21 protein-coding genes are annotated in these 24,968 nt (G+C 65.6%); 12 read left to right on the forward strand and 9 right to left on the reverse strand.

Translation table 11 applies throughout. The annotated features are described in order from the left end of the window. Window positions 1-100 precede the first annotated feature (100 nt). Both TVB01_RS15055 and TVB01_RS15060 read left to right on the forward strand, forming a co-directional pair. Window positions 101-1,105 carry an ABC transporter permease gene (locus TVB01_RS15055; RefSeq protein ID WP_422456718.1) on the forward strand — a complete coding sequence of 335 codons (1,005 nt, stop codon included), beginning with the start codon at window positions 101-103 and terminating at the stop codon, window positions 1,103-1,105. After that, complete coding sequence (locus TVB01_RS15060) at window positions 1,102-2,043, forward strand: ABC transporter permease (RefSeq protein ID WP_422456719.1); 942 nt, start codon at window positions 1,102-1,104, stop codon at window positions 2,041-2,043. The genes TVB01_RS15055 and TVB01_RS15060 overlap by 4 nt, the downstream gene beginning before the upstream one ends. 103 nt (window positions 2,044-2,146) lie before the next feature. On the opposite strand, the gene TVB01_RS15065 is transcribed toward TVB01_RS15060, so the two are convergent. After that, the gene (locus tag TVB01_RS15065) at window positions 2,147-3,865 is read right to left on the reverse strand and encodes an ABC transporter ATP-binding protein (RefSeq protein WP_422456720.1); all 1,719 of its coding nucleotides are present in this window, start codon (window positions 3,863-3,865) and stop codon (window positions 2,147-2,149) included. Between the two features lie 132 nt (window positions 3,866-3,997). On the opposite strand from TVB01_RS15065, the gene TVB01_RS15070 reads away from it, so the two are divergent. The 5 genes from TVB01_RS15070 (at window position 3,998) to TVB01_RS15090 (ending at window position 12,292) form a co-directional block, all read left to right on the forward strand. Next, entirely contained in the window at window positions 3,998-5,668 is a 1,671-nt protein-coding gene (locus TVB01_RS15070; protein ID WP_422456721.1) for an ABC transporter substrate-binding protein, read from the forward strand. A 125-nt stretch (window positions 5,669-5,793) separates the two neighbouring features. Then, window positions 5,794-7,290, forward strand: a complete 1,497-nt coding sequence (locus TVB01_RS15075; protein ID WP_422456722.1) for a malate:quinone oxidoreductase — start codon at window positions 5,794-5,796, stop codon at window positions 7,288-7,290. A 146-nt stretch (window positions 7,291-7,436) separates the two neighbouring features. After that, entirely contained in the window at window positions 7,437-10,559 is a 3,123-nt protein-coding gene (locus tag TVB01_RS15080; RefSeq protein WP_422456723.1) for an efflux RND transporter permease subunit, read from the forward strand. Window positions 10,560-10,689: 130 nt separating this feature from the next. Continuing rightward, the gene (locus TVB01_RS15085; protein WP_422456724.1) at window positions 10,690-11,805 is read left to right on the forward strand and encodes an LLM class flavin-dependent oxidoreductase; all 1,116 of its coding nucleotides are present in this window, start codon (window positions 10,690-10,692) and stop codon (window positions 11,803-11,805) included. A 4-nt stretch (window positions 11,806-11,809) separates the two neighbouring features. After that, on the forward strand, window positions 11,810-12,292 hold the full coding sequence (locus TVB01_RS15090) for a MarR family winged helix-turn-helix transcriptional regulator (RefSeq protein ID WP_422456725.1): 483 nt from the start codon (window positions 11,810-11,812) through the stop codon (window positions 12,290-12,292). 59 nt (window positions 12,293-12,351) lie between these two features. Here TVB01_RS15090 and TVB01_RS15095 read toward each other — a convergent pair whose 3' ends face one another. The 7 genes from TVB01_RS15095 to TVB01_RS15125 all read right to left on the reverse strand — a co-directional run bounded on the left by TVB01_RS15095 (window position 12,352) and on the right by TVB01_RS15125 (window position 19,987). Then, a complete protein-coding gene (locus TVB01_RS15095; RefSeq protein WP_422456726.1) occupies window positions 12,352-13,830 on the reverse strand; it encodes an MFS transporter in 1,479 nt (492 codons plus the stop codon). Further along, window positions 13,830-15,200 carry a M20/M25/M40 family metallo-hydrolase gene (locus tag TVB01_RS15100; protein ID WP_422456727.1) on the reverse strand — a complete coding sequence of 457 codons (1,371 nt, stop codon included), beginning with the start codon at window positions 15,198-15,200 and terminating at the stop codon, window positions 13,830-13,832. The genes TVB01_RS15095 and TVB01_RS15100 overlap by 1 nt, the downstream gene beginning before the upstream one ends. Before the next feature lie 49 nt (window positions 15,201-15,249). After that, complete coding sequence (locus tag TVB01_RS15105) at window positions 15,250-16,404, reverse strand: cysteine desulfurase family protein (RefSeq protein WP_422456728.1); 1,155 nt, start codon at window positions 16,402-16,404, stop codon at window positions 15,250-15,252. Continuing rightward, window positions 16,401-17,309 carry a carboxylating nicotinate-nucleotide diphosphorylase gene (gene nadC, locus TVB01_RS15110; RefSeq protein WP_422456737.1) on the reverse strand — a complete coding sequence of 303 codons (909 nt, stop codon included), beginning with the start codon at window positions 17,307-17,309 and terminating at the stop codon, window positions 16,401-16,403. The genes TVB01_RS15105 and nadC overlap by 4 nt, the downstream gene beginning before the upstream one ends. Before the next feature lie 47 nt (window positions 17,310-17,356). Beyond that, a complete protein-coding gene (gene nadA / locus TVB01_RS15115; protein ID WP_422456729.1) occupies window positions 17,357-18,652 on the reverse strand; it encodes a quinolinate synthase NadA in 1,296 nt (431 codons plus the stop codon). A 1-nt stretch (window position 18,653) separates the two neighbouring features. Beyond that, window positions 18,654-19,373, reverse strand: coding sequence for an NUDIX hydrolase (locus TVB01_RS15120; RefSeq protein WP_422456730.1), 720 nt, complete (start codon window positions 19,371-19,373; stop codon window positions 18,654-18,656). Between the two features lie 116 nt (window positions 19,374-19,489). Then, entirely contained in the window at window positions 19,490-19,987 is a 498-nt protein-coding gene (locus TVB01_RS15125; protein WP_422456731.1) for an Lrp/AsnC family transcriptional regulator, read from the reverse strand. 286 nt (window positions 19,988-20,273) lie between these two features. Here TVB01_RS15125 and TVB01_RS15130 point away from each other — a divergent pair, with 286 nt between their 5' ends. The 5 genes from TVB01_RS15130 to TVB01_RS15150 all read left to right on the forward strand — a co-directional run bounded on the left by TVB01_RS15130 (window position 20,274) and on the right by TVB01_RS15150 (window position 24,635). Then, a complete protein-coding gene (locus TVB01_RS15130; protein ID WP_422456732.1) occupies window positions 20,274-21,308 on the forward strand; it encodes a thiamine pyrophosphate-dependent enzyme in 1,035 nt (344 codons plus the stop codon). 25 nt (window positions 21,309-21,333) lie between these two features. Then, window positions 21,334-22,344: an alpha-ketoacid dehydrogenase subunit beta gene (locus TVB01_RS15135; RefSeq protein WP_422456738.1), complete on the forward strand. Its 1,011-nt coding sequence runs from the start codon at window positions 21,334-21,336 to the stop codon at window positions 22,342-22,344. Then, the gene (locus TVB01_RS15140; RefSeq protein ID WP_422456733.1) at window positions 22,337-22,666 is read left to right on the forward strand and encodes a biotin/lipoyl-containing protein; all 330 of its coding nucleotides are present in this window, start codon (window positions 22,337-22,339) and stop codon (window positions 22,664-22,666) included. Before TVB01_RS15135 ends, TVB01_RS15140 begins: the two co-directional genes overlap by 8 nt. 5 nt (window positions 22,667-22,671) lie before the next feature. Further along, complete coding sequence (locus TVB01_RS15145) at window positions 22,672-23,472, forward strand: alpha/beta fold hydrolase (protein ID WP_422456734.1); 801 nt, start codon at window positions 22,672-22,674, stop codon at window positions 23,470-23,472. A 209-nt stretch (window positions 23,473-23,681) separates the two neighbouring features. Beyond that, window positions 23,682-24,635 carry a serine/threonine-protein kinase gene (locus TVB01_RS15150; RefSeq protein WP_422456735.1) on the forward strand — a complete coding sequence of 318 codons (954 nt, stop codon included), beginning with the start codon at window positions 23,682-23,684 and terminating at the stop codon, window positions 24,633-24,635. A gap of 19 nt (window positions 24,636-24,654) precedes the next feature. On the opposite strand, the gene TVB01_RS15155 is transcribed toward TVB01_RS15150, so the two are convergent. Beyond that, window positions 24,655-24,819, reverse strand: coding sequence for a hypothetical protein (locus TVB01_RS15155; RefSeq protein ID WP_422456736.1), 165 nt, complete (start codon window positions 24,817-24,819; stop codon window positions 24,655-24,657). Between the last annotated feature and the right edge of the window lie 149 nt (window positions 24,820-24,968).

Genomic DNA, 24,968 nt, shown 5'->3' on the forward strand with positions numbered 1-24,968 from the left:
GGGGCGCCCCGCGGGGGGCGGGCCCCCGGGGGGGGGGGCCCCCCCCCCGTTCTGTCCTTACCTTTTCAGCAGCCGCACAACCGGCTGAGAAAGGACACTCGTGCTGCGAGTTATAGGCAAGCGCCTGTTAATGCTGATCCCGACCCTGATCGGCTTGTCCATCCTTTTGTTCATCTGGGTCCGCAGCCTTCCCGGCGGCCCGGCCACCGCCCTCCTGGGCGACAAGGCCACACCTGAGGCCATCGCCAGGATCAATGAGGCCTACGGCTTCGACCGGCCCCTCATCGAGCAGTACTTCACCTACGTGGGCAAACTCCTGCAGGGCGACTTCGGCACGTCCACCGTGACCGGCCGTCCCGTCCTGGAAGAGTTCGCCACCCGTTTCCCGGCCACGTTGGAACTTGCCGCCGTCGCCCTGATCTTCGCGATCGGCATCGGTATCCCGCTGGGCTACCTGGCTGCCAGGCACTACGGCCGGTTCTGGGACCACTCCTCCGTGGTGCTCTCCCTGATCGGCATCACCGTGCCGGTCTTCTTCCTGGCCTTCATCCTTAAGTGGCTCCTGGCCATCCAAATCCCGCTGTTCCCCACGGACGGCCGGCAGGATCCGCGCATCAACGCCACTCACGTCACGGACTTCTATGTCCTGGACGGGCTGTTAACGAGGGAATGGGATGCGTCCTGGGATGCCCTGATGCACCTGGTCCTGCCCGGCATTGCGCTCGGAACGATTCCGCTGGCGATCATCGTGCGCATTACCCGCGCGTCCGTCCTTGAAGTGCAGGGCGCGGACTATGTCCGCACGGCCCGGGCCAAGGGGCTGATGGAAAAAACCATCCGCAACCGGTTCGTGCTGCGCAACGCGATGCTTCCCGTTACCACGACCATTGGCCTGCAGACAGGGCTGCTCATCTCCGGTGCCGTCCTGACCGAAACGGTCTTTGCCTTCAGCGGAGTGGGAAGGTTTCTGCGGGACGCCATCTTCAACCTGGACTATCCCGTGCTGCAGGGCTTCATCATCTTTATCGCCGTGGCGTATTCGCTGATCAACCTGCTGGTTGATGTGTCCTACGGCTTCATCGACCCGAGGGTGAGGGTGCAATGAGTACAGTTCTACCGCCGCCGGCGGGCGGCGCTGTCCGCCCCGACGAACCGGCAGCTCCTGATGTGCGCGGCAGCGGAATGTGGAGTGATGCCTTCCGCAGGCTGCGCCGCAACCCCGCGGCGATCGCGGGCGCGGTGATCGTAGGCCTGTTCATCCTGGTCGCCATCTTCGCGCCCATCCTTGCGCCGTACGGCGGCGAGGAACTGCCGGGCCGCACCGAAATCACACCTACGTCGATCCCCGGACCCGGTGACATCGAAAGCTATCCGCTCGGTCTGGACCGCTTCGGCGGCGATGTCCTGTCCAAGCTCATCTGGGGAGCCCGCGCGTCCCTGCTGATCGGCGTTATCTCCACCGCACTTGGACTCGCCGGAGGCATGCTGCTCGGCGTGATCGCCGGCGGCGTCGGCGGCTGGGTGGACAACGTCATCATGCGGTTCGTGGACATCCTGCTCTCCGTCCCGAACCTGCTGCTGGCTGTGAGCATCGCGGCCGTGCTGGGACAGACGCCGTCGGCGGTGATGATCGCCATCGGGGTATCCCAGGTGCCGATCTTCGCCAGACTCCTGCGGTCGTCCATGATCAGCCAGCGGGGCGCGGACTACATCCTGTCCGCGCAAGCACTGGGGCTGAGCACCCGGACCATCACCATGAGCCATCTGCTGCCGAACAGTGTTGGCCCCGTGATCGTCCAGGCGACCCTGACCCTGGCCACCGCAGTGATCGACGCCGCAGCCCTGTCCTTCCTGGGACTCGGCGGCGGACGGCCCGAGAGCGCGGAATGGGGGCGGATGCTGACCTCCGCACAGAACGAACTTGCCGTGGCACCGCAGCTCGCGTTCCTGCCCGGCATCTGCATTGCCATCACGGCCCTCGGCTTCACCCTGCTGGGTGAGTCGCTGCGTGAAGCACTGGATCCCAAGACGCGGCGCAAGTAGCGCACCGGCCGCGGAGACAAAGATCCGCGGACACACAGACAGGGCCTGCTCCCATGGGAGCAGGCCCTGTCTTTGTGCCGGTGTGCTGTGCGGTTGCTGCCGGCTATGAAGCCAGTTCGCCTTCAATGTTGAGTTCGTTGCCTGGAATGGAGGCAAGCAGCTTCCGGGTGTACGGGTGCCGCGGATTCTGGAAAACCTCTTCGGAGGTCGCTGCTTCCACCAGCTCCCCGTCCTTCATAACGCAGACGTAGTCCGAGATCAGCCGGACCACGGCCAGGTCGTGTGAAATGAAGAGGTAGCTCAGCCCGAGCTCGCGCTGCAGGTCTCCCAGCAGTCTCAGGATCTGTGCCTGCACCAGGACGTCCAGTGCCGAGACAGGTTCGTCGCAGATGATCAGTTCGGGCTTGAGCGCCAGGGCACGGGCAATGGCCACACGCTGGCGCTGCCCGCCCGAGAGCTCCGCCGGATAGCGGCGCAGCATGGACACCGGCAGGGCAACCTGTTCCATGAGTTCGCGTACCCGGGCGGCCCGCTCCGCGCGGTCGCCGCGCTTGTAGGTCTTGAGCGGTTCGTCCAGGATCCGTTCAATGGTGAACATCGGGTCCAGGGAAGAATACGGATCCTGGAAGATCGGCTGCACCCGCTGGCGGAAACTGCTGAGCTCGCGCTTCTGCAGCGAAGCAATGTCGACGCCGTCGAACGTCATGGTGCCCGACGTTGGCTCGATCAGCTTGAGCAGCATCCTCGCCGTCGTCGTTTTCCCCGATCCGGACTCCCCCACGATGGCCACTGTCTTGCCGCGCGGGATTTCAAGGCTCACGTTCCGCACTGCATGGAAGTCTCCGGCCTTGCCGCGGATGGGGAAGACTTTGTTCAGGTCCCGGATTTCCACGATGTTGTCCACCGCTGCCGGACTTTCAGCTGTCCCGGAGGCGGCAATGGCAGTCTCGCCGCTGCCGACTGCCTGCAGCCGTTCAGACGCCGGTGCGGCAAACGCGCCGGGCGCAAGGCGCACTGCCGCCACGCTGGGCGCCGCACGCACCAGGGACTGCGTATAGGGATGCTGGGGGTCTTCCAGCAGCTGGCGTGCAGGCCCGGTCTCGACGACCTCGCCCCGGTGCATCACCACCAGGTCGGAAGCACGTTCGGCTGCCAGACCCAAGTCGTGTGTGATCAGCAGGACACTGGTGCCCAGTTCTTCGGTCATCCGTTCGATCTGGTCCAGGATGGTCCGCTGGACCGTGACGTCAAGCGCACTGGTGGGCTCATCGGCGATCAGCAGGCGGGGCCTGCAGGCAAGCCCAATGGCGATCAGCGCGCGCTGGCGCATACCGCCGGAAAACTCGTGCGGGTACTGCTTGGCCCGTTCTGCGGCATCGGGAAGTCCGGCTGCCGTGAGCACCTCCACGACCTTGCGGTCCACGTCCTTGCTGGTGGCCATGCCGTGGACCAGGAGCGTCTCCGCGACCTGGGTGCCGATCTTGGTCACCGGGTTCAGATTGGACATCGGATCCTGGGGAACGAGTCCAATGGCCCGCCCCCGGACGGCACGCATCTTGGACTCCGGGAGGCCGACCAGCTCCCGCCCGTCAAAGCGGATACTGCCCGAAGTGACTTTGCCGTTTCCCGGAAGCAGCCCAATGACCGCCATGGCGGTGGTGGATTTGCCGGATCCGGATTCGCCCACAATCGCCAGGGTTTTCCCGGCACCGAGGCTGAATCCGGCCTTGCGGACCGCCTGCACGGGGCCTTCCATGGTCTGGAAGCCGACGGCGAGATCGGTCACTTCTAGCAGCGGAGATTCAGGGCTGGTTTCAGTCATTTCCATATCCTGCCTTACCAAAGGGTACTTGTGAGGCAACTCTCAGCCGCCTTTACCGGTTTTTTATCATTTAGACTAAGAAATCGACCGATCAGGCAGGGATGGTGCGTCCCGGAGGAGAACCCAGAAGCTGTGACAACATCCGCCACCAGGCGCTCCATCATCAAGGCTTCTGCCGCTGCCGCCGCACTCGTCCTCACCGGATGCACTGCCGCCCGTCCCGACGACGACGCGCCCAGTACCTCTGCCTCCCCGTCGGCCTCCGGCGGGCCTTCGGCTTCTTTCACCTTCGCCACCGCTGCCCGTCCAGCCGGCCTTGATGCCTTCCTGGCAGTGGACACCGAGTCTCACCGCGTGACCCGCCAGGTCCTGGAAACGCTGGTGGGCGTCGACCCGCTGACCTCAGCGCCCGTGCCCCTGCTGGCCCAGGAATGGTCGGCATCAGAGGACGGACGCATCTATGACTTCACGCTTCAGCGCGGTATCACCTTCCACGACGGGGAGGCGCTGACGGCTGAAGCGGTCTGCGCGAACTTCGACCGCTGGTACAAACTTCCCGTCTCGGCGCGGGGCACCGGGGTCCTGGCCTTCCGGTCAGTCTTCAAGGGCTTCTCCGACACGCCCGACCTGTCCGCCTACAAGTCCTGTACGGCCACGGGCGAAAACACCTTCCGGCTGGAACTCAATACCCGGCTGACCGGTCTCATCCCTGCCCTGGCCTCGCCTGAGTTCGGCATCGCTTCGCCGCGTGCCATGGCGGAAGGACGTGCGGACGAGCTGACCGAAGACCGGAACGGCACGCGGCTCTCGGCCTACGCGCAGCATCCGGTCGGCACCGGACCCTTCGTCTTTTCCAGCTGGGTTGAAGACGAGGTCCTGCTGGTGTCCAATCCGGATTACTGGGGCGACCGCGGCCAGATCCAGAACGTCACCTTCCGTACCATCACGAGTCCGGAAAGCCGGCTGCGCGCCCTGCTGAACGGCGAAGTGGACGGCTACGACCTGGTGACGGTCTCCGACGTCGGCGAGCTCGCCCGCGCCGGCATGCAGATCCTGCAGCGTGATCCCTACTCCATCCTCTACCTGGGGATCAACCAGAACTTCCCCGGCCTGGACGAGCCGAAAATGCGCCAGGCCATTGCCCACGCCGTCGACAAGCCTGCCCTGCTGGAGGGACTGTTCCTGAACGGCACCAAATCGGCGAACCAGTTCCTGCCCGAAAAGCTGGGGCTGCGCTCGGACAACGTCACCAATTACGGACACAACCCGGACCGTGCCAAGGAACTGCTCGAAGAAGCCGGGTACGCAGGGGAAGAACTCCCGTTCTATTACCCCCGCAGGGTCACCCGCGCCTACCTTCCCAATCCGGAAAAGGTCTATGCGGAGCTAAGCCGCCAGCTCACCGCTGCCGGCCTGAATATCCGTCCCGTTCCCGTGGAGTGGTCTGACGGCTACCTGGAGCAGGTCTCGAAGAACGGCGACCGCGCCCTGCATCTCTCCGGACTCAGCGGAAGCTACATGGACGCGGACAACTTCGTCGGCACGCTGTTCGGTGCCTACAGCGAAGAGTTCGGTTACGAGGATGCGCAGCTTTTCACGAAGATCGACCGCGCCCGGACGCTGCCGGCTGATGAGGAACGCGCCGACGCCTACCGCTCCATTTCGGACCGGATCTCCACCCGGGTTCCTGCCGTGCCGCTGGCCTTCCCGATTTCCACACTGACCCTCTCGCCCCGCGTGTCCCAGTACCCGACGTCGCCGCTCCTCAACGAGGTCTTCAACAACATCCGCCTCACCGACTAGCGTGGAAGTATCTGCCGGCCAGCCGTCCTTCCTTCACCCTGGCTGCGGCGGACCCGGCACACAATTTTAGTAAGCGCGGCACTGAGGGATACGCTTCTTAGGCTAGCGTCCACGTGACTGGAGATATGAAGTTGACTGCTGAGAGCCCGGCGGAGAAGTCCGCAACCAGAACCGATGTACTGCTGATCGGCGGCGGCATCATGAGCGCGACCCTCGGGGCGTTCCTGAAGCAGCTCGCTCCCGACTGGGACATTTCGCTCTTCGAGCGCATGGACCGCGCCGGCACCGAAAGCTCCGATCCCTGGAACAACGCCGGAACCGGCCACGCAGCGCTGTGCGAGCTGAACTACAGCCCCGCCGGCCCCGACGGCAGCGTAGACCCCGCCAAGGCCATCGGCATCAACGAACAGTTCCAGGTTTCCCGCCAGTTCTGGTCTCACATGGTCGGCCAGGGGCTGATCTCCGGCAGCTTCATCAACCCGCTGCCCCACATGAGCTTTGTCTGGGGCGACGCACACTCTGAATACCTGCGGCGCCGCCATGAGGCGCTGAGCGCCCAGCCGCTGTTCAAGACCATGGAGTTCAGCGAAGACCACGCCCAGATCGCCGAGTGGGCTCCGCTGATCATGCAAGGCCGGGACTCCGGCCAGCGGGTTGCGGCCTCCCGTGTTGCCGGCGGCACCGACGTCGACTTCGGTGCCCTGACCCGGGAACTGGTGAACTACCTCGGCGCGAACGGCGCTGACCTGAACTTCGGCCACGAGGTCACCAATGTGACACGTGCTTCCAACGGGGGGTGGGACGTCACCGTCCGCAACCGCGCCACCCGCGCCAGCCGGACCGTCTCCGCACGGTTCGTGTTCATTGGCGGCGGCGGCGGTGCCCTGCACCTCCTGCAGCGCTCCGGAATTCCGGAAGGAAAGGGCTTCGGCGGGTTCCCCGTCTCCGGCCAGTTCCTGCGTTCCACGGACGAATCGATCATCTCCGCACACAACGCCAAGGTCTACGGACAGGCTTCCGTCGGCGCTCCGCCCATGTCCGTTCCGCACCTGGACACCCGCTTCGTGGACGGCAAGAAGTCGCTGCTGTTCGGTCCGTACGGCGGCTTCTCCCCCAAGTTCCTCAAGAGCGGCTCACTTCTTGACCTGCCGCTCTCGGTACGCCCGCACAACCTTGTTCCGATGCTGGCTGTGGCCAAGGACAACATGTCCCTGGTGAAGTACCTCGTCACCGAGGTCCTGAAGTCCCGCGAAGGCAAGACCAAGGCCCTGCGTGAGTTCTACCCCGAAGCGGTGACGGAAGGCTGGGACCTGATCACCGCCGGACAGCGCGTGCAGGTCATCAAGAAGGACCCGAAGCGCGGCGGCGTCCTGCAGTTCGGCACCGAGCTGATCACGTCCGCGGACGGCAGCATGGGTGCTCTGCTCGGCGCTTCCCCGGGAGCCTCCACCGCCCCGCCGATCATGATCAACCTGATGAAGCGCTGCTTCCCGGCCGAGTTCGCCGGATGGGAATCCAAGATCAAGGAAATGATCCCCGGCTACGGTGCCAAACTGAACGACAACGAGTCGCTGGCCGATGAAATCACGGCCGAGACCAACCGCGTGCTGAAGCTGGGCTAAGTCCAGGACGCTGCCCTGGTGCCCCGGTTCCGTCATTGGACCGGGGCACCAGCTCGTTAACGCTCCCCCGCACGCTTTGCCGCCCCGGTGCCGGGCGCCGCTGCCGCGCACGTATGATGATTTCGTCTACGTAAAAAGGCAGGTAAATGGACCGTCTGGCCAAGCTTTCCCTCTCCAACCGGGCACTCATCGCCCTCATCACAGTTTTTGTGGCGGTCTTCGGCGTGATCTCGCTGAACTCCCTCAAGCAGGAACTCATACCCGCACTGGAATTCCCCCAGATCAGCGTTATCACCGCTCTTCCGGGCGCATCTCCCGAAGTCGTGGACAAGCAGATCAGCGAACCGCTCGAAGCTGCCCTCACTGCGGTCGAGGGACTCGAATCCTCCTCTGCCACGTCGCGCTCCTCGATTTCTGCCATTACCCTGACCTTCGCCTACGGAACCGATCTGGACCGGGCGCGGGGACAGGTGGACCGGGCTATTTCCAACGCCCGCCAGGCGCTGCCGGAGGATACCAATCCGCAGTCCCTTGCCGGCAGCATCAGCGATTTCCCGATCGTCTACCTTGCTGTCTCCAGTGACGAGGACCTCAGCCAGCTCAGCTCCGACCTGCAGCGGCTAACCGTCCCGCGGCTGCAGAAAATCGAGGGCGTGCGCACCGCAGAGGTGACCGGCGGTTCCGAGCGGCACATCGCCATCCAGCCCGACCAGGCAGCACTGGCCGCCCTGGGCGCGACGCCGTCGGACATTTCCGCTGCCCTTGAGAACAGCGGCGCCCTCATCCCCGCCGGCACTGTCGACGAGGACAGCCGCACGCTTTCCATCCAGGTCGGCAGCCCGCTCGACTCACTGGAGAAGATTTCCGCGCTGCCCCTCCAAGCCGAAGGAACGGCACCGGGCTCCGCACCGCCGACCATCGGCGACGTCGCCACCGTGGAGATCACGGAGGATGAACAGACGTCGATCACCCGCACCAACGGCGAGGCCACCCTGGCCATCTCCATCACCAAGACGCCGGCCGGGGACACCGTGGGCATTTCCCACGAGGTACTGGACCTGCTGCCCTCGCTGCAGGACGAACTCGGAAACGGCGCAAAGTTCACGGTGATCTTCGACCAGGCACCGTTCATTGAGAAGTCCATTTCCGATCTCACCACCGAGGGCCTGCTTGGCCTCGGCTTCGCCGTGCTGGTGATCCTGGTCTTCCTGCTCTCGGTCCGGTCCACGCTGGTGACGGCCGTTTCGATTCCGCTGTCCCTGCTCGTGACCTTCATTGGCCTGCTGGCGTTTGGCTACTCCCTGAACATCCTGACGCTGGGCGCCCTGACCATCGCGATTGGCCGGGTGGTGGACGACTCCATTGTGGTCATCGAGAACATCAAGCGGCACCTGGGCTACGGGGAAGCGAAACGGACGGCAATCCTCACCGCTGTCCGTGAAGTTGCCGGCGCCATCACGGCTTCCACCCTGACCACCGTGGCGGTCTTCGCTCCGATCGCCTTGGTTGGCGGCCTGGCCGGGGAACTGTTCCGGCCGTTCGCGGTGACCACGTCGCTGGCGCTGCTGGCCTCGCTGCTGGTCTCCCTGACCATCGTGCCGGTGCTGGCGTACTGGTTCCTGAAGTCGCCGAAGCCGGTCAGCGATCCGGATGCCTACCGTGCGGAAGCGGAACAGCGTGAACAGTCCACGTTCCTGCAGCGCGGGTACCTGCCCGTCCTCCGCGGCACCCAGCGCCATCCCGTGTACACCCTGCTGGCCGGTGTCCTGATCCTCGGCGGAACGGCGGCGCTGACCCCGCTGCTGCAGACCAACCTCCTCGGGGACACCGGACAGAACACGTTCAGCGTCCGCCAGGAGCTTCCACCGGGCAGCTCACTGCAGACCACCTCCGAAGCCGCCGCCGCCGTCGAAGAGGTCCTCTCCGGCACCGAGGGCGTCAAGGACGTCCAGGTGACCATGGGCACCTCCACCTCCGGTATCGCCGCATTCAGTGCCGGCGGCGCCTCGGTAGCGAACTTCACCGTGATCACCGACCAGGACGTGGACCAGGTTGAACTGCGCGAGACGGTCCGCAAGGAGCTCGAAGATCTCGGGGACGACGCCGGTACGGTGACCCTGGGCACCCAGGGCGGCGGCTTCGGCACTTCCAACACCGTGGACATCGAAATCTCGGCCGGAGATCCGGCAGAGCTGCAGCCGGCAACGGAGGCACTGGTCGAGGCCATGTCCGACCTGCCGGGGGTTTCGGAGGCAACGTCGAACCTGGCGTCCTCTGAACCTGTCGTCCAGGTTTCCATCGACCGGGCCAAGGCTGTGTCCGCCGGGCTGGATGAGCAGCAGGTCGCGGGAATCCTGGCTTCTACCCTGAGCCCGCTCCCGGCAGGCACCGTCCGCCTGGGCACTGATGATTTCCCGGTCCTGATCGGCGAAGGCACCGAAGTCGCCACCGTCGAACAGCTGGCGGCCATCCCGGTCCCGACGGCGGCCGGTCCCGTGCCGCTCAGCGAGCTGGCGGTCGTGGAAGAAGTCGCCGTCCCCACCTCGGTGTCTTCCTCCGGCGGAGAACGCACCGCCGTCGTCTCCGTGACTCCTGCCGGGGACAACCTCGGCGGAGCGATTACCGAAGTCCAGGCAGAACTGGCAACTGTGGACCTGCCAGCCTCCGTGACGGCAACGCTCAGCGGTGCAGCCACCCAGCAGAACGAGTCCTTTACCCAGCTGGGCTGGGCGCTGCTGGCTGCCATCGCAATCGTCTATGTGATCATGGTCGCGACGTTCAAGTCCCTGATCCAGCCGCTGATCCTCCTGGTCTCGGTGCCGTTCGCGGCAACAGGCGCGATCGTGCTGCTGCTCGTGGCCAACGTGCCGCTGGGGCTTCCGTCCCTGGTCGGGATGCTGATGCTGGTGGGCATTGTGGTCACCAACGCAATCGTGCTGGTGGACCTGATCAACCAGTACCGGCGCCCGGACGGCAGCCGCCCCGGCATGAGGGTGCAGGATGCCATTGTCCGCGGTGCCAGGCAGCGGCTGCGGCCGATCCTGATGACGGCTCTGGCCACGATCTTCGCCCTGACACCCATGGCTTTGGGCGTCACCGGGGAAGGCGGATTCATCTCCCGGCCGCTGGCGATCGTGGTGGTGGGCGGACTGGTCAGTTCCACCCTGCTCACCCTGGTCCTGGTACCTGTGCTGTACCAGCTCGTTGAGGGACCGCGGGAACGCCGTGCGCTGGCACGGGAGGAAGCTGCCCGTCAGGAAGCTGCCTGATCCACCCCTGCACAAAGACCCGTTCACCATACCGGCGGGCGGGTCTTTTGCTGGGCGGAATGAAATGCCGGAAGCGTCTGTTGTACCCTGACATTAGATGCAAATGCATATACCCTCAGGGAGGCACACCATGCAGATCGGCGTATTCAGCGTCAGCGACATCACCCGCGATCCGGTAACCGGACGGATGCCCACGGAAGGTGAGCGTATCAAGTCCGCCGTCGCCATCGCGCGGAAGGTCGAAGAGATTGGCATGGATGTCTACGCGACCGGCGAGCACCACAACCCGCCGTTCTACGCTTCATCCCCCACCACCCTCCTGGGCTACATCGCGGCGCAGACGGAACGGATCATCCTCTCCACGGCCACCACCCTGATCACCACCAACGATCCGGTGAAGATCGCCGAGGACTTCGCGATGCTCCAGCACCTCTCTGACGGCCGCACGGACCTCGTCCTGGGCCGGGGAAACACGGCTCCCGTCTATCCCTGGTTTGGCAAGAACGGCCAGGACTCGGTCGAACTGACGGTGGAGAACTACAACCTGCTGCGCCAGCTCTGGGACAAGGAGAGCGTCAATTGGGAGGGCAAGTTCCGCACGCCGCTGCACAACTTCACCGCCACGCCCCGCCCGCTCGACGGCGTCGCACCGTTTGTCTGGCACGGTTCCATCCGCACACCCCAGGTGGCGGAAATCGCCGCTTACTTCGGCGACGGATTCTTCGCCAACAATATTTTCTGGCCGAAGGAACACTACATGCAGCTCATCGGTCTCTACCGTGAGCGCTACGAACATTACGGCCACGGCGCGGCTGACCAGGCGATCGTGGGCCTGGGCGGGCAGTTCTTCATGCGCAGGAACTCACAGGATGCCGTGAACGAGTTCCGGCCGTACTTCGACAACGCGCCGGTCTACGGCCACGGCCCGTCCATGGAGGAGTTCACCGCGCAGACGCCCCTCACCGTGGGCAGCCCCCAGGAGGTCCTGGAAAAGACACTGACCTTCCAGGAGTACTTCGGGGACTACCAGCGCCAGCTCTTCCTCATCGACCATGCAGGCCTGCCGCTGAAGACCGTCCTGGAACAGCTGGACCTCTTCGGTGAGCATGTCCTGCCCGAACTGCGCAAGGAACTGGATTCCAGGCGCCCGGCGCACGTACCCGACGGGCCCACCCACGCTGCACGGGTCGCGGCACGCGCGCAGGCCGCGTCCGGCACCACGCCCGCCGCATCTTCAGTAGGCTAATGGAATGAGTTCCGAGACCAGCGGGGTGTCCCCCCTCAAACAGACAGCCGAAACCTGGGAATCCCTCTTCCGTGCCCAGGTGAGTGTCATGCGCCGGCTGCAGCGGGACCCCGAGTTCAAGGAACTGACCATGCGGGAGTACGACGTGCTGTTCAACCTCAGCCGCTGCCCCACCGGCTGGACCAGGCTGAACGAGCTCAACGAGCACCTTCTCATCAGCCAGCCCAGCCTGAGCAGGATGATGGACCGGCTGGAGAACAAGGGCCTGGTACAGCGGCGTCCGGCCCTGAACGACCAGCGCGGAGTGGAACTTTCCCTGACGGATGAGGGCCGGGCAGTGCAGAAGCGGCTCGGCAGGATCCACGTCCGCGGAATCCATGAACTGCTCGCTCCTTCGCTGAGCCCGGAGGAGCTCGTCCAGCTGAAGGCGCTGACGGACAAACTGCTGGCGGGCCTCCAGCCCGAGGCGAAGTCAAACCAGGCCTGAGACGGCCGCGGGGGCCCGGGGGGCCCCCCCCCCGCGGCCCCCGCTGTCCGTTCCCCCCGCTAGCGCGAATTCTCCCCCGGGGCAGGAAGAGTGCCTTCGGCCAGTCCCGGAACCAGCGGCGCGTCGGCAAAGGCGAGCCGGGGCACCAGCAGCAGGGCTGCGGCAGCAGCGAAGGCCGTGACGGAACAGACCGTCCATACCGTCAGATAGCCCGCCAAGGGAGCTGCCGTCGCGGTCCCCGTGACCCCGCCCAGCGACTCCCCCGCCGCGCTGAGCAGTGCAATGCCGAAGACGGCGGAGGCGAAGGACCCGCCGATCGTCTTGGTGGTGTTCGTCAATCCAGTGGCCATGCCCGTGCGGTTCAGCGGTGCTGCGGCTGCAGCGGCAGACGGCAGCGCCGCGACCAGTGCGCCGGAGCCAAGTCCCGCGACGACCATGTTGGCCAGGGTCTGGGGAAGGGAATCGTGGAAGGGCAGGAATAACCCGTAGCCGATGCCGACCACCGCAGCAGCACCGCTCAGCGTGATCCGCGGCGTCGTCAGCCGTGCCGCCAGCGGAAAGAGCAGGGCGCCGCCGAGCACGGCAAGCACGTAGGCACCGATAATCAGGGACACCGAGCCTGCCTCGAGTCCCAGCCCGTACCCGTGCACTTCGCGGTCGGTCCGGGCGAAGGTTGACATGGGCGCCTGTGCCCCCAGCACCGAAATGCCGAAGAGTCCTGCGGTGAGCTGCACCGGCCACATGGACGGGGAGCGAAGCATTCGGATGTCCACCAGCGGTTCGTCAATCCGCAGCTGGTAGCGCACAAAAGGCACAAAGGCTGCCAGGCCCGCCAGCAGCACCAGCCAGACCCACCAGGTGCCTGCTCCGTTAATGCGCAGGAAGGTCAGTCCGGAGGTGAGCAGCAGCAGGCCCACCGCCAGGAGGGCGAACCCCTTGATGTCCACCGCGCCGCCGGCACGGAGCGCGGATTCCGGCACCCCGAACCACACCGCCAAGATGCACAGTGTTGCGGCAGCTGCAGGGACCATCAGCGTCAGCTGGAGGTTCCCGCCGAAGACTCCGACCAGGGCACCGGCCGCAAGGGCTCCGGCAATCACGCCGAACTGGAGGCCACCGACCAGCAGGCCGGCAGCTTTGCGGGTCAGCGCCGCACGGTCTGGTTTCGAAGCCACCCGGGCAAAAATGAGCGCGATCTCCAGGGGCAGCCACACCACGTAGAAGCCCTGCAGCGACCAGGCCACGAGGAACGTCCAGAAGTCCGGTGCGAACGCCACGCCCCAGGAAGCCGCGGCAGTCAGTACGGTGGAAACCAGCAGGATCCGTTTGTGCCCGTAGATGTCACCCAGCCTGGCCAGGACCGGTACGGCCAGCGCGCTGAACATCAGCTGGGCTGCCTCGAACCAGTTCACGTCGCCGTCGGCGATTCCGAGGTTGCGGGCAACGTCGGTGAGGATGGGCGTGTAATACCCCTGCAGGATGCCGCTGGTGATTTCGACCAGAAACAGGAAGAGGACGATGGGCCCCAGGGCACGCATCAGGAAGCCGCTTCCAGGTGCTGCAGCAGGTGCCGGTAGAACTGGATGCCTTCATCGAAGGCCCGTACCGCCAGTTTCTCGTTATCCGCGTGAATCGACGCCCGGGACGCCTTGTCCATCCGGAACGGGGCAAACCGGTAGACGGCCTTGCAGATGCCGCTGAACCGGCGGGAATCGGTGCCGCCCATCATGATGTACGGTGCCGCGATCGCGTCCGGAAATACCTCGCCGATGGCTTCTTCCAAGGCGGCGAACTGGGCGTTGGCTGTGGAAGAGACCGGCGAAGGTTCGGTCCCCTCCACGACCCGCAGCACCACCTTCGGGTCCCGGATGATTTTCCGCATCCGGTCCAGGACGGACTCGATGCTCTCTCCCGGCGCGATCCGGACATTGGCGACGGCGCTGGCCCGGGTGGCGAGCACGTTGGTGGCCTTGGAACCCTGCAGCATGGTCACGGCGGCAGTGGTGCGGGTCATGGCGTTCGGTTCGCCGCCCAGCGCACCGAAAACACGGGTCAGCGGCAGTGCCAGGCCGCCGGCGCGGGCGAAGATGAGCGCCGGGAAACGGGAAGCCCCGGCTGCCAGGCGGCCCAGCATTTCGACGGTGACCGGATGCAGCGACGCGGGAAAAGGCCTGCTGTCCAGCCGGACGACGGCGCGGGCCAGCCGGGCCGTCGCGCCGCCCCGGTTGGGTGTGGAGGCATGGCCTCCCGGATCATTCACTGAGAGTTCGACGTCGAGGATCCCCTTTTCGGATACCCCGATCACCGCGACCGGCCGGCTGACAAACGGGAACGCCTGTCCGGCGACGGCGCCGCCTTCGTCCAGCACGAGCCAGGGGCGGATGCCGCGTTCCTCCAGTACCCGGGCGATCTCAGCCGCGGTGTCACCCGCTGTCTCTTCGTTGTCACCGAAGGACAGGTAGACGGTCCGCTCAGGTACGAACCCTTCGGCGAGCAGCGTTTCCACGGCTTCCATGATCGCCGCCAGTGATCCTTTGTCATCCAGCGCCCCGCGGCCGTGGATGAACCCGCCTGCGATGACGCCGCCAAACGGCGGATGGTCCCAGGTACTGCCGTCCTCCACGGGGACAACGTCATAGTGCGCCATCAGCACCACAGGTTCTTCGTCCCGGCGCCCCTGCCACCGGAAGAGCAGGCCCCCGCGGATATGTTCCAGGGACAGGCCCGCGTGGACACGAGGAAAAAGTGCGGTCAGTTCGCTGCGGAACCGCTCGAACTCCGCTGTCTCCACTTCTCCGGGTTCCCGGGAGGAGACGGTGCGGCAGGTGATCAGCCGGGCCAGCTTGGGTGCCGCGGCTTCGCCGAGCGACTGGTGCGGCACGGCGGCGGAAGGAGTGCTCGTATGCATGGCATGAGTGTAGGGGCGGCGGAGTCCCGATTCGGTATGCTTCGCGATGCTACGACGGCGTGTTCAGCTGCAGCTCCCTGACCCGGCGGACGCCGGTGACCAGCGCGCGGGCAGCCATGGTGACTTCGTTCTCCCGGACCGAGGGACCGAAAGAGAGGCGCACCGCAGACTGGGCTGCTTCACGGTCCACGCCCATCGCCGTGAGGACGGGGGACGGCTCGTCGGATCCCGCCGCGCAGGCCGATCCCGAGGAGCAGAGCACCCCGGCCCGTTCAGCCTCCAGCAGGACTGCTTCACCGCTGGTTCCCGGGAAGCAAAAGGATGCATGGCCGGGAAGGCGTTCGGTACGGTGGCCGGTCAGGACCGCTCCGGGCACCTGGTCCAGGACGGCGCCGATCAGGTAATCACGCAATCCGCGGGCACGTTCGGCAACGGCGTCACGCTCACGGTCCGCGAGCGCCAGCGCTGTAGCCACGGCAACGGCGCCGGCCACGTTTTCGGTGCCCGAACGGCGCCCGCGTTCCTGTCCCCCGCCGTGGAGGAGGGGCTCAAGCGGCAGCACTCCCCTGACGTACAGCAGCCCGCAGCCTTTGGGTGCTCCGAGCTTGTGCCCGGAGACGCTCATGGCGTCGATCCCTGTTCCGTCCACGGACAGCGGCAGCCAGCCGGCTGCCTGCACCGCGTCGGTGTGGAACGGGATGCCGCGTTCCCGGCAGGCCTGGGCAATCTCCGTGATGGGCTGCACGGTACCTACCTCGTTATTGGCCGCCATGACCGTGCACAGCGTGGTCTCGTGCGTCAGGGCGGCCACGGCGTCAGCCGGGTCCACGCGGCCGTCCGCATCCACGGGGAGCAGGGTGATCCGGAACCCGTGGTGCCGGGCCAGGTAGGCAAGGGATTCCAGCACCGCGGGATGCTCGACGGCGCTGGAGACGATGTGCCGTCCCTGCGGGGCAGCAAGGGCCAGCCCTTTGACGGCGAGGTTGTCGGCCTCCGTTCCACCCGAGGTGAAGACGATGTCCCCGGGACGGCAGCCCAGCACCTGCGCGGCGGTCTGCCGGGCATAGTCCAGCGCCCGTGCAGCCGCCTCACCGGCGGAGTGCCGGCTCGACGGATTCCCGAAGTCACTGGTGTACAGCGGACCGATGGCTTCCAGTACTTCCCGGCGGACCGGGGCCGTGGCTGCGGCGTCGAAGTAGATCATTTTCCTGCTGCCCCTTCCTGTGGGCCGGCGCTGTCCGCACGGATGTCCAGTCCCAGGTCGAGCGCGCGGACGCTGTGCGTCAGGGCACCGGCAGAAATGAGATCGACGCCGGTTGCTGCAATGGCTGCAACCGTGTCCAGCCGAACGTTGCCGCTGGCCTCTACCAGGGCCCGGCCAGCCACCAGCTCAACGCCGCTGCGCAGGTCTTCGAGCGAGAAATTATCCAGCAGGACGGTATCCGCTCCGCCTGACAGGACAGGCTCAATCTGGTCGATCCGGTCCACCTCCACCTCGAAATGCACGGTGTGCGGCAGTCGCGCTTTAGCCTGCCGCAGGGCGGCGGAGAGATCTTCCGGGGATCCGCCCAGCACGGCCAGGTGGTTGTCTTTCGCCATGACCGCGTCCGACAGGTTTTCTCGGTGGTTGAATCCGCCTCCGCAGCGCACTGCGTACCGTTCCAGCGCCCGCAGCCCGGGTGTGGTCTTCCGGGTGTCGGTGATCCGCGCCTTGGTCCCCCGGGCCTGCGCCGCGAAACGTGCCGTCATGGTGGCAATTCCCGACAGCCGCTGAGCCAGGTTCAGTGCCACCCGTTCAGCCGTCAGCACTGCCCGGGCGGGACCGCTGATCTCTGCCAGGAGGCCGCCTGCGTCGAACCGTTCGCCGTCGCGTACCAGCAGCAGCACGGAGACCTGGTCGCTGACCTGGCCGAACGCCGCCTGGATGACCTGTGCTCCGCAGAAGATTCCCTCCTCCCGGGCCGTCAGGAATGCCGTGGCGGCCCTCTCCTCCGGGATCAGGACCTGGGAGGTGAGATCGCCCCGCGGCGCGTCTTCGGCGAGCGCAGCGGCAACTGCCCGCTCGACCGCAGCATCGGACAGGGGCAGGGGGTGCTCCGCTGCAACCATGGGAAGGGATTCCGCGCCATCGAAGACGCTGCTGCCGATCGCAGCTGTCACGGCCGGACCGCCAGCATCCGTTCAAGCGCCGTCAGTGCGTCGCGTGCCACCGCGCCGTCCACGCTGATCCTGTTCAGGGTTTCTCCCCTGACCAGGCCCTCAAGCACCCAGGCAAGATATCCGGGGTGAATCCGGTACATGGTCGAGCAGGGACAGATCACCGGGTCCAGGCAGAAAATCCTGTGCTGCGGATATTGCGCGGCCAGCCGGTTGACCATATTGATTTCGGTGCCGACGGCGAACACGCTGCCCGGTTCAGCGGCAGCAATGGCTTTCTGGATGTAGTCGGTGGAGCCGGACTCGTCTGCCGCGTCCACCACGGGCATGGGGCATTCGGGGTGAACGATGACCCGCACACCCGGGTATTCCGCCCGGGCCCTGGCGATCTGCTCCACGGTGAACCGCTTATGAACGGAGCAGAATCCGTTCCAGAGCAGGACTTTCGCCCGTTCCAGGACCTCAGGGGTGTTGCCGCCCAGGGGCAGCCGCGGATTCCACAGCGGCATGGCATCGAGTCCGATGCCCATGGCCTTGGCGGTGTTGCGCCCCAAGTGCTGGTCCGGGAAGAACAGTACGCGCCGGCCCCGCTCAAACGCCCACTCCAGGACCGCAGCAGCATTTGATGACGTGCACACAATGCCGCCGTTGCGGCCGCAGAACGCTTTGAGGGCGGCGGACGAATTCATGTAGGTCACCGGGATGACCGGCAGCAGGCCCCCGGCATCCGGCATGTCGCCGTAGACTCTCCGCAGCTGCTCCCAGCACTCCTCAACAGAATCGGCGTCGGCCATGTCCGCCATTGAACACCCGGCAGCGAGGTTGGGCAGCAGGACGGCCTGCTCCGGCCCGGAGAGCATGTCCGCCGTCTCCGCCATGAAGTGGACACCGCAGAAAATGATGGCCTCGGCCTCCGGGCGTTCCCTTGCTGCACGCGCCAGCTGAAATGAATCCCCCACAAAATCGGCATGGCGCACAACCTCGTCCCGCTGGTAAAAGTGGCCAAGAATGACCGCCCTGCTGCCCAGCTCCCGCTTCGCGGCGGTGATCCGCTGCTCCAGTTCCGCATCCGTGGCGTCGCGGTATTCCTGTGGAAGCTCTCCCTGCCGGGGCATGCTGCCGGGAACCGCATCTGCCAGTGAAGCACCGGGACCGTACCCGGGCACGGGGTCGAAGCTCCAGGGCGGTGCCGCCAGGTCCGGTGTGCAGGTGGACGGCGCGGATTCCGGGCGTTCGGCAAGCAGGGTGATGGCAGCAGCCACGCTTCGCTGCGCGGCGCTTGGTTCGGGATTCATGTCAGCTCCGGGGCTCGGGACGCGGGTTGGCGTCGGTCTGGGGAACAGGTCCGGTGTAGCGGTAGAGCCGCGGGGGCCGGTGGCGCCCGCCCTGCAGGTATTCGCTGGTGGGCTCGATGTGCGGGCTGGCCAGCAGCTGCCGCCGGAAATTCGCGGGATCCAGTTCCCCGCCCAGTACTGCCTCATAGACGTCCCGCACCTGGGCGAGCGTGAACCGCTCACCGAGGAAGGCATAGGCAACCGTGCCGTACTCCATCTTGCTGCGCAGCCGCCAGAGCGCGTACTCCACGATTTGGTTGTGGTCGAAGGCCAGGGTACCCACCCCGTCGGCACGGAACCAGGCAACGTTTTCGTCCTGCCGGGCCAGGGCCGCTTCGTCGGGCTGGACCAGTGCCCAGTACACAATCGACACCACTCGAGGGGACGGCGAACGGTCCGGGCCGCCAAAGGCGTAGAGCTGCTCCAGGTAGCGGGGCTCAAGTGCGGTGGTTTCCCTCAGGTTCCGCGCAGCGGCGTCCTGGAGTGATTCGGTGGGCCGCAGCGGCCCGCCCGGAAGGGCCCATAAATCCAGGTACGGCTGGCGGATCCGGCGGACCAGCGGCAGCCAGAGCGTCAGTTTCCCGGAGTCCGGGTCCGGGCGCAGCGCGAAGATCACAGTGGAGATCGCCAGCGACGGCGGTTCCAGCTCCCGTTCGGAGACATTGGCGTATTTGGGACTCATCCGGAGGACCGGCAACCTTTCCGTGTGCGCTGTGCCAGTGACAGTCAGCACGTTTGTAACGGTCACTGTGACTATAACTCATGCCGGACCCATCAGCAGTGGACAGCGGGGGGACGTTACGCGCTTTGCGTCGAGTCCGGCGCCTGCGTCCCCGCCGCGGCATGGAGCAGCGGCAGCATCCTGCCTTCAAAATGCGTGTTGAGCACGATCACCGATGAACTCCGCAGAACTGTTCCGGTGGCCACCATGGAATCAATGACGCGCTGCAGGTCCGAATTGGAGCGGGCCACCACGCGCGCGATCAGGTCGCTTTCTCCGGACACGGTGTGCGCTTCCTGGATCTCCGGAATTTCGGCGAGCGCTGCCACCACTGCGTCGTGTCCCATATCCTGCCGGATGGTGAGCGAACAGTAGGCAATGACGTCGTACCCCAGCGCCGCCGGGTCCACCCGCGGCCCCCAGCCGGCGATCACGCCGTTGCGCTGCATCCGGTCCAGCCTGGCCTGCACGGTGGCACGTGCAACCTGAAGTTTGCGGGACGCTTCCAGGACTGACATCCGGGGATCGTCGGTGAACAGCGAAACGATGCGGGCGTCTAGCTGGTCAGTCGGCATGGCAGCCTTTCCACGAAAAACCGGGACCCGGTGAACACCCGGGAGCAAACGGCGGACTCTGCCGCCTTCGTGGGGAACTCTATCGCCCGGGCTGCCGCCCGTCCGGACACGCCACGAAGCCATTGTCCCGGAAAGCGACGGTGAAATCGTGCACCCCCACCTTCCTACGCAGATATCGTAGCCAATTTGTCTAGGTAATCGGGTGAGTGACGTGGCGATATGTACACTGTGCTCACTCAAAGGCGGTCGAATTGCTTCATCGCGTGACGCCCGTTACGTTTTGTCCATGGACCTAGACATCACGAGCATCCCCGAGCTCACACATGAGGAACTGCGCCGGCTGTACCAGCTGGTGGATGCCACACGGGAGCTGGACCTGGCCGCGGTCGCCTGGCAGCGCCAGGGCATCATCCCGGGCTACGCCCCCGAACTGGGTCAGGAAGCTGCCCAGGTGGGCAGCGCCTTCGCCATGGACACAGCCCGGGATTTCCTGTTCCCCACCTACCGCGAAATGGGTGTGGCTCTGGCACTGGGAGTGGACATGGTCGAGTACATGTCCACCCACAAGGCAAGTTGGCATGGTGGCCTGTACAACCCGGTTAGCACCGCCCTTGCTCCGATCCAGGCTGTTGTCGGAGGCTCCGTGCTCCACGCCGTTGGATGGGCCCACGGACAGCGCCTGTCTGCTGCACCTGGTTCCGAGCTGCCCGCCGCCATGACCTATTTCGGTGACGGCGCCAGCTCCCAGGGTGATGTGCACGAGGCGATGAATTTTGCCGGCGTCCTGAAGGCCCCGGTCATCTTCTTCGTCCAGAACAACGGCTGGGCCATCTCACTGCCCACGCAGGACCAGGTTGCCGGCGGCACCGTTGCCGCCCGCGCCGCGGGCTACGGGATGCCCTCCGTGACCGTCGACGGAAATGACGCACCCGCCGTCGTACGCGCCACCCGTGCTGCCCTGGCCCACGTGAGGGCAGGCAATGGCCCGGTACTCATCGAGGCCATGACCTACCGCCGGGGGCCCCACTCCACCAGTGACGACCCGGGACGCTACCGCAGCCTCGATGAGGAACGCCGAGATGCCGGCGCAGATCCCGTAGCCCGCCTTGCGGCACTCCTGCTGGAGAACGGCGCCGCTGACCAGGCGTTCCTGGACGCGTCCCGCAGCGGGGCCAAGGCACATGCCGAGAAGGTCCGCGAAGGGGTCCAGGCCCTGGAACCGCGTCCCGGCCGGGAAATGTTCGACTTTGTCTTCGCTGAACCCACTGACACCCTGAAAGCCCAGGCCCGTGCCTGGCGGGAGGAATCCGAGCATGTCTAGCCAACTGACTGAAGGAATCCGGCCCATGGACGATGCCATCCCCGGCTCCCCCGCTGCAGAAACGATCTCGATGCAGGCTGCCCTGAACCGGGCCCTCGCGGAGATCCTTGCCGAAGACGAAAAAACTGTCGTCCTCGGCGAAGACGTGGGGCGCCTCGGCGGGGTCTTCCGCATCACCGACGGCCTGCAGAAGCGGTTCGGAGCCGAACGCGTCTTCGACACACCGCTGGCCGAGTCGGGAATCCTGGGGATGTCGGTGGGACTGGCCATGGCCGGCTACCATCCGATCCCCGAGGTCCAGTTCGACGGCTTCGCCTATCCTGCGGTCAACCAGATCATTACCCAGCTGGCCCGGATGAACTACCGCAGCCGCGGAACCATGCCGATGCCCGTCACTCTCCGCGTGCCCAGCTTTGGCGGAATCCGCGCACCTGAACATCACGGCGAGTCGCTTGAGGCGCTCTTCGCGCACGTGCCGGGACTGAAGGTTGTTTCACCATCCAATCCGCACGACGCCTACCACCTGCTCAAACACTCGGCCCGCCAGCCGGATCCGGTGATCTTCATGGAACCGAAGTCCCGCTACTGGCAGAAGGACACGGTCGACTTCGCCGACGCGGGTTCCCCGCTGGGCTCCAAGGTTGTGCGCCCGGGGCGGCACCTGACCCTGGTTGCCTGGGGTGCCATGGTGGCGCGCTGCCTGCAAGTCGCTGAGCTCGCAGCCGAAGACGGCATCGAGATTGAGGTGCTGGACCTGCGCTGGCTCAAGCCGATCGACGCCGCCGGGCTGGCCGCGTCAGTGTCCCGCACCCGGCGGGCAGTAGTCGTCCACGAAGCCCCGCTTACCGCCGGACTGGGCGCCGAAGTCGCCGCGCTCATCACGCAGCACTGCTTTGACACACTGCGGGCACCGGTGGAACGGGTCACGGGATTCGACGTACCGTATCCCTCAGGTGATCTCGAAGACGAATACATCCCGAACGTTGACCGGATCCTTTTCGGGATCCAGCGAGTATTGGAGTACCGGCGTGGCTGAACTTTCTTTTCCCCTCCCAGACCTGGGTGAAGGCCTGATCGAGGCAACAATCCTGGAGTGGCTCGTCTCCCCCGGTGACCAGGTAGAGCGCAACCAGCCCCTGGTCGAAGTGGAGACCTCCAAGTCTGCCGTGGAGCTCCCCTCCCCGCAGGCCGGAATCGTGGCCCGAATCTACGGAGACCCGGGCGAAAAGATCAATGTCGGCGAACCCCTAGTTGTTTTCGAGGTTCCCGATGACACGGCCGGGATTGTTGGAACCGTGCCACAGGAGGCTCCGGCCCGCCGCCGGGTCCGCCTCTCCGCCGTCCTGGACGAAGACTAGGATCCATGGAGGTCCTTGAGGGCACCGAGCCCGTGCTGTCCACCGAAATCTACGAACCCGTGAGCGACGCCGGGCTGCGTCCCGTACTGCTGCTCCACGGTTTCGCTTCATCAGCGGAAATGAACTGGGTTTCCACCGGTTGGATCCGGGCACTCACCGAGGCCGGGCGCCGGGTGATCGCCGTCGACCTCCCGGGCCATGGGCGCAGCACCTCGCCGGCCGGACGCGAGCACTACTATCCCAGCCGGATCCGCAGCCGGATCCTGGATGTGCTCAAGGATGCCGGGGTCCGTCCACTGGAACCGGGCGACCAGTCATCGGGCGTGGACATCGTGGGCTACTCGCTGGGCTCGCGCCTCGCGTGGGAGTTTGGTGCAGAGGCGCCGGAACTGGTGCACCGAATGGTCTTGGGCGGCCCGGGCTCCGGTGATCCGCTGGCGGAGTTCGACCTTGACGGCGCCCGGCAGGAGCTGGCCGGCGGCCCACCGCTCGCGGACCCTGTCAGTGCCGACCTGCTCAGGATGGCAACCATTGTTCCCTCCAATGACCTGGAGGCCTTGTTCACGCTGATCGAGGCGATCAAGGAGGAGCCGTTCCGCCCTGCCGCCGCAGTTCCGGCGATGCCCCTGCTGCTGGTTGCGGGTGAGAACGATGAGCTCGCTGCTTCCGCCCCGGAGTTGGCTGAACTGAACGGACGCTCGGATCTGCTGCTTCTTCCAGGCCGGCGGCACGCCAACGCGGTGACCTCACGGGCTTTCAAGAGCTCGGCCGTGGATTTCCTCTCCCAGGCGGCACCGCTTCCCTGAGGGTTCGGTCAAGACTTGGTTAAGGCGGCCCAAAAACGCCTCGGGCAGGTGCAGGTAACCGGTAAGATCAGATTGTCAGTACACTGAAACTGATCATAAGTGTGCTTGGCAATATTTCTGGCGACGGTTCGAGCGACTGAATTCGCTTACCGGGGATATTGTGTGAACATCGCCCGGCCATTTCCCTGCAGCTCAACCTATAAGTGAGGATGCCCTTGGACCTATTCCTGGGCCAGCGCTACCGGACCACCGATCTCATCGGAACGGGCGGCGCTGCTTCTGTGCTCCGGGCGACGGATGAGAACCTGGGCCGCGAAGTCGCAGTCAAGATTTTCCGTCCCTCCGTCCAGGAGGACGACGCTTACCGCCGCCAGCACACAGAGACCCTGCTGCTGGCGACACTGAACCACCCGGGGCTGGTCACGCTGCTCGACGCAGGCCTGCACCACGACGAGGACGGCAACGTCCTGAACTACATCGTGATGGAACTTGTCGACGGCCCTGACCTGCGCCGTACTTTGAAGTCCGGGCCGTTGCCGGCAGTCGCGGTTGCCTCCCTGGGAGCTGACCTGGCCGATGCGCTGGCGTACATCCATTCCCAGGGCGTCATCCACCGGGACGTCAAACCGGCCAACATCCTGCTCTATCCGCAGGGCGAACTTGATTCGCGGCTCTATCCCAAGCTGACGGACTTCGGCATCGCCAGGTTCGTCGAGGCTACGGTCGCCACAGCCCACGGAGCCACCATAGGCACCGCGAACTACCTCAGCCCCGAACAGGCACAAGGCGGGAATGTCCAGCCTTCAACCGACATCTATTCGCTCGGCCTGGTGCTGCTTGAAGCGCTTACCGGCGAAAAAGCCTTCCCCGGACCGATTGTGGAAGCTGCCGTCGCGCGGCTGCTCCGCGATCCGCACATCCCCGATGAGCTTGGGGAGGACTGGGTACAACTGCTCCGCTCAATGACAGCACGCCTTCCCGATACCCGGCCCGCCGCCCACGAGGCAGCAGCCGCACTGCGATTGCTGGCCCTGGAGCCGGAGTCGGTCCCGGCCGTCAGCGGCCATTCAGCAGCAGAGGAAGAGGAAGTGACAACCGGCGGCGTGACGACCGGCAACATCTACATTCCGCTGCCGCCGGCTCACGCACCCACACTGCCCTAGCTGCCGGAGGCGGGGACGGTCAGGATTCCCCGGCCGCGTCCGGGTCCTCTTCGGGCTCGAAGTTTGATGCCTCGTCAGTGCTGCCGGCGGCCACACCGTCACCGGAAGCCGGAATGGTCCCTTCCGGACCGGCTCCGCCGTCTTTTTTCTGCTCGTCCGGATTTTCCTTGCCCTCATCCGTCATGGCTGTCCCTTCCTTGGCTTCAAGTAGCTTGCTACGCGAACCTGCGCCGCGGGGCTCTTCCGCCACCCCCGGTTTTGGCTCCTCACCCGATACTAGGTCAACCTGCCTGAACTAAACAGGGACGCGGCTTTCTCCGCCTGGGCGAAGAA

Source organism: Arthrobacter sp. 7Tela_A1 (assembly GCF_049311065.1).
Classification (GTDB): Bacteria; Actinomycetota; Actinomycetes; order Actinomycetales; family Micrococcaceae; genus Arthrobacter_B.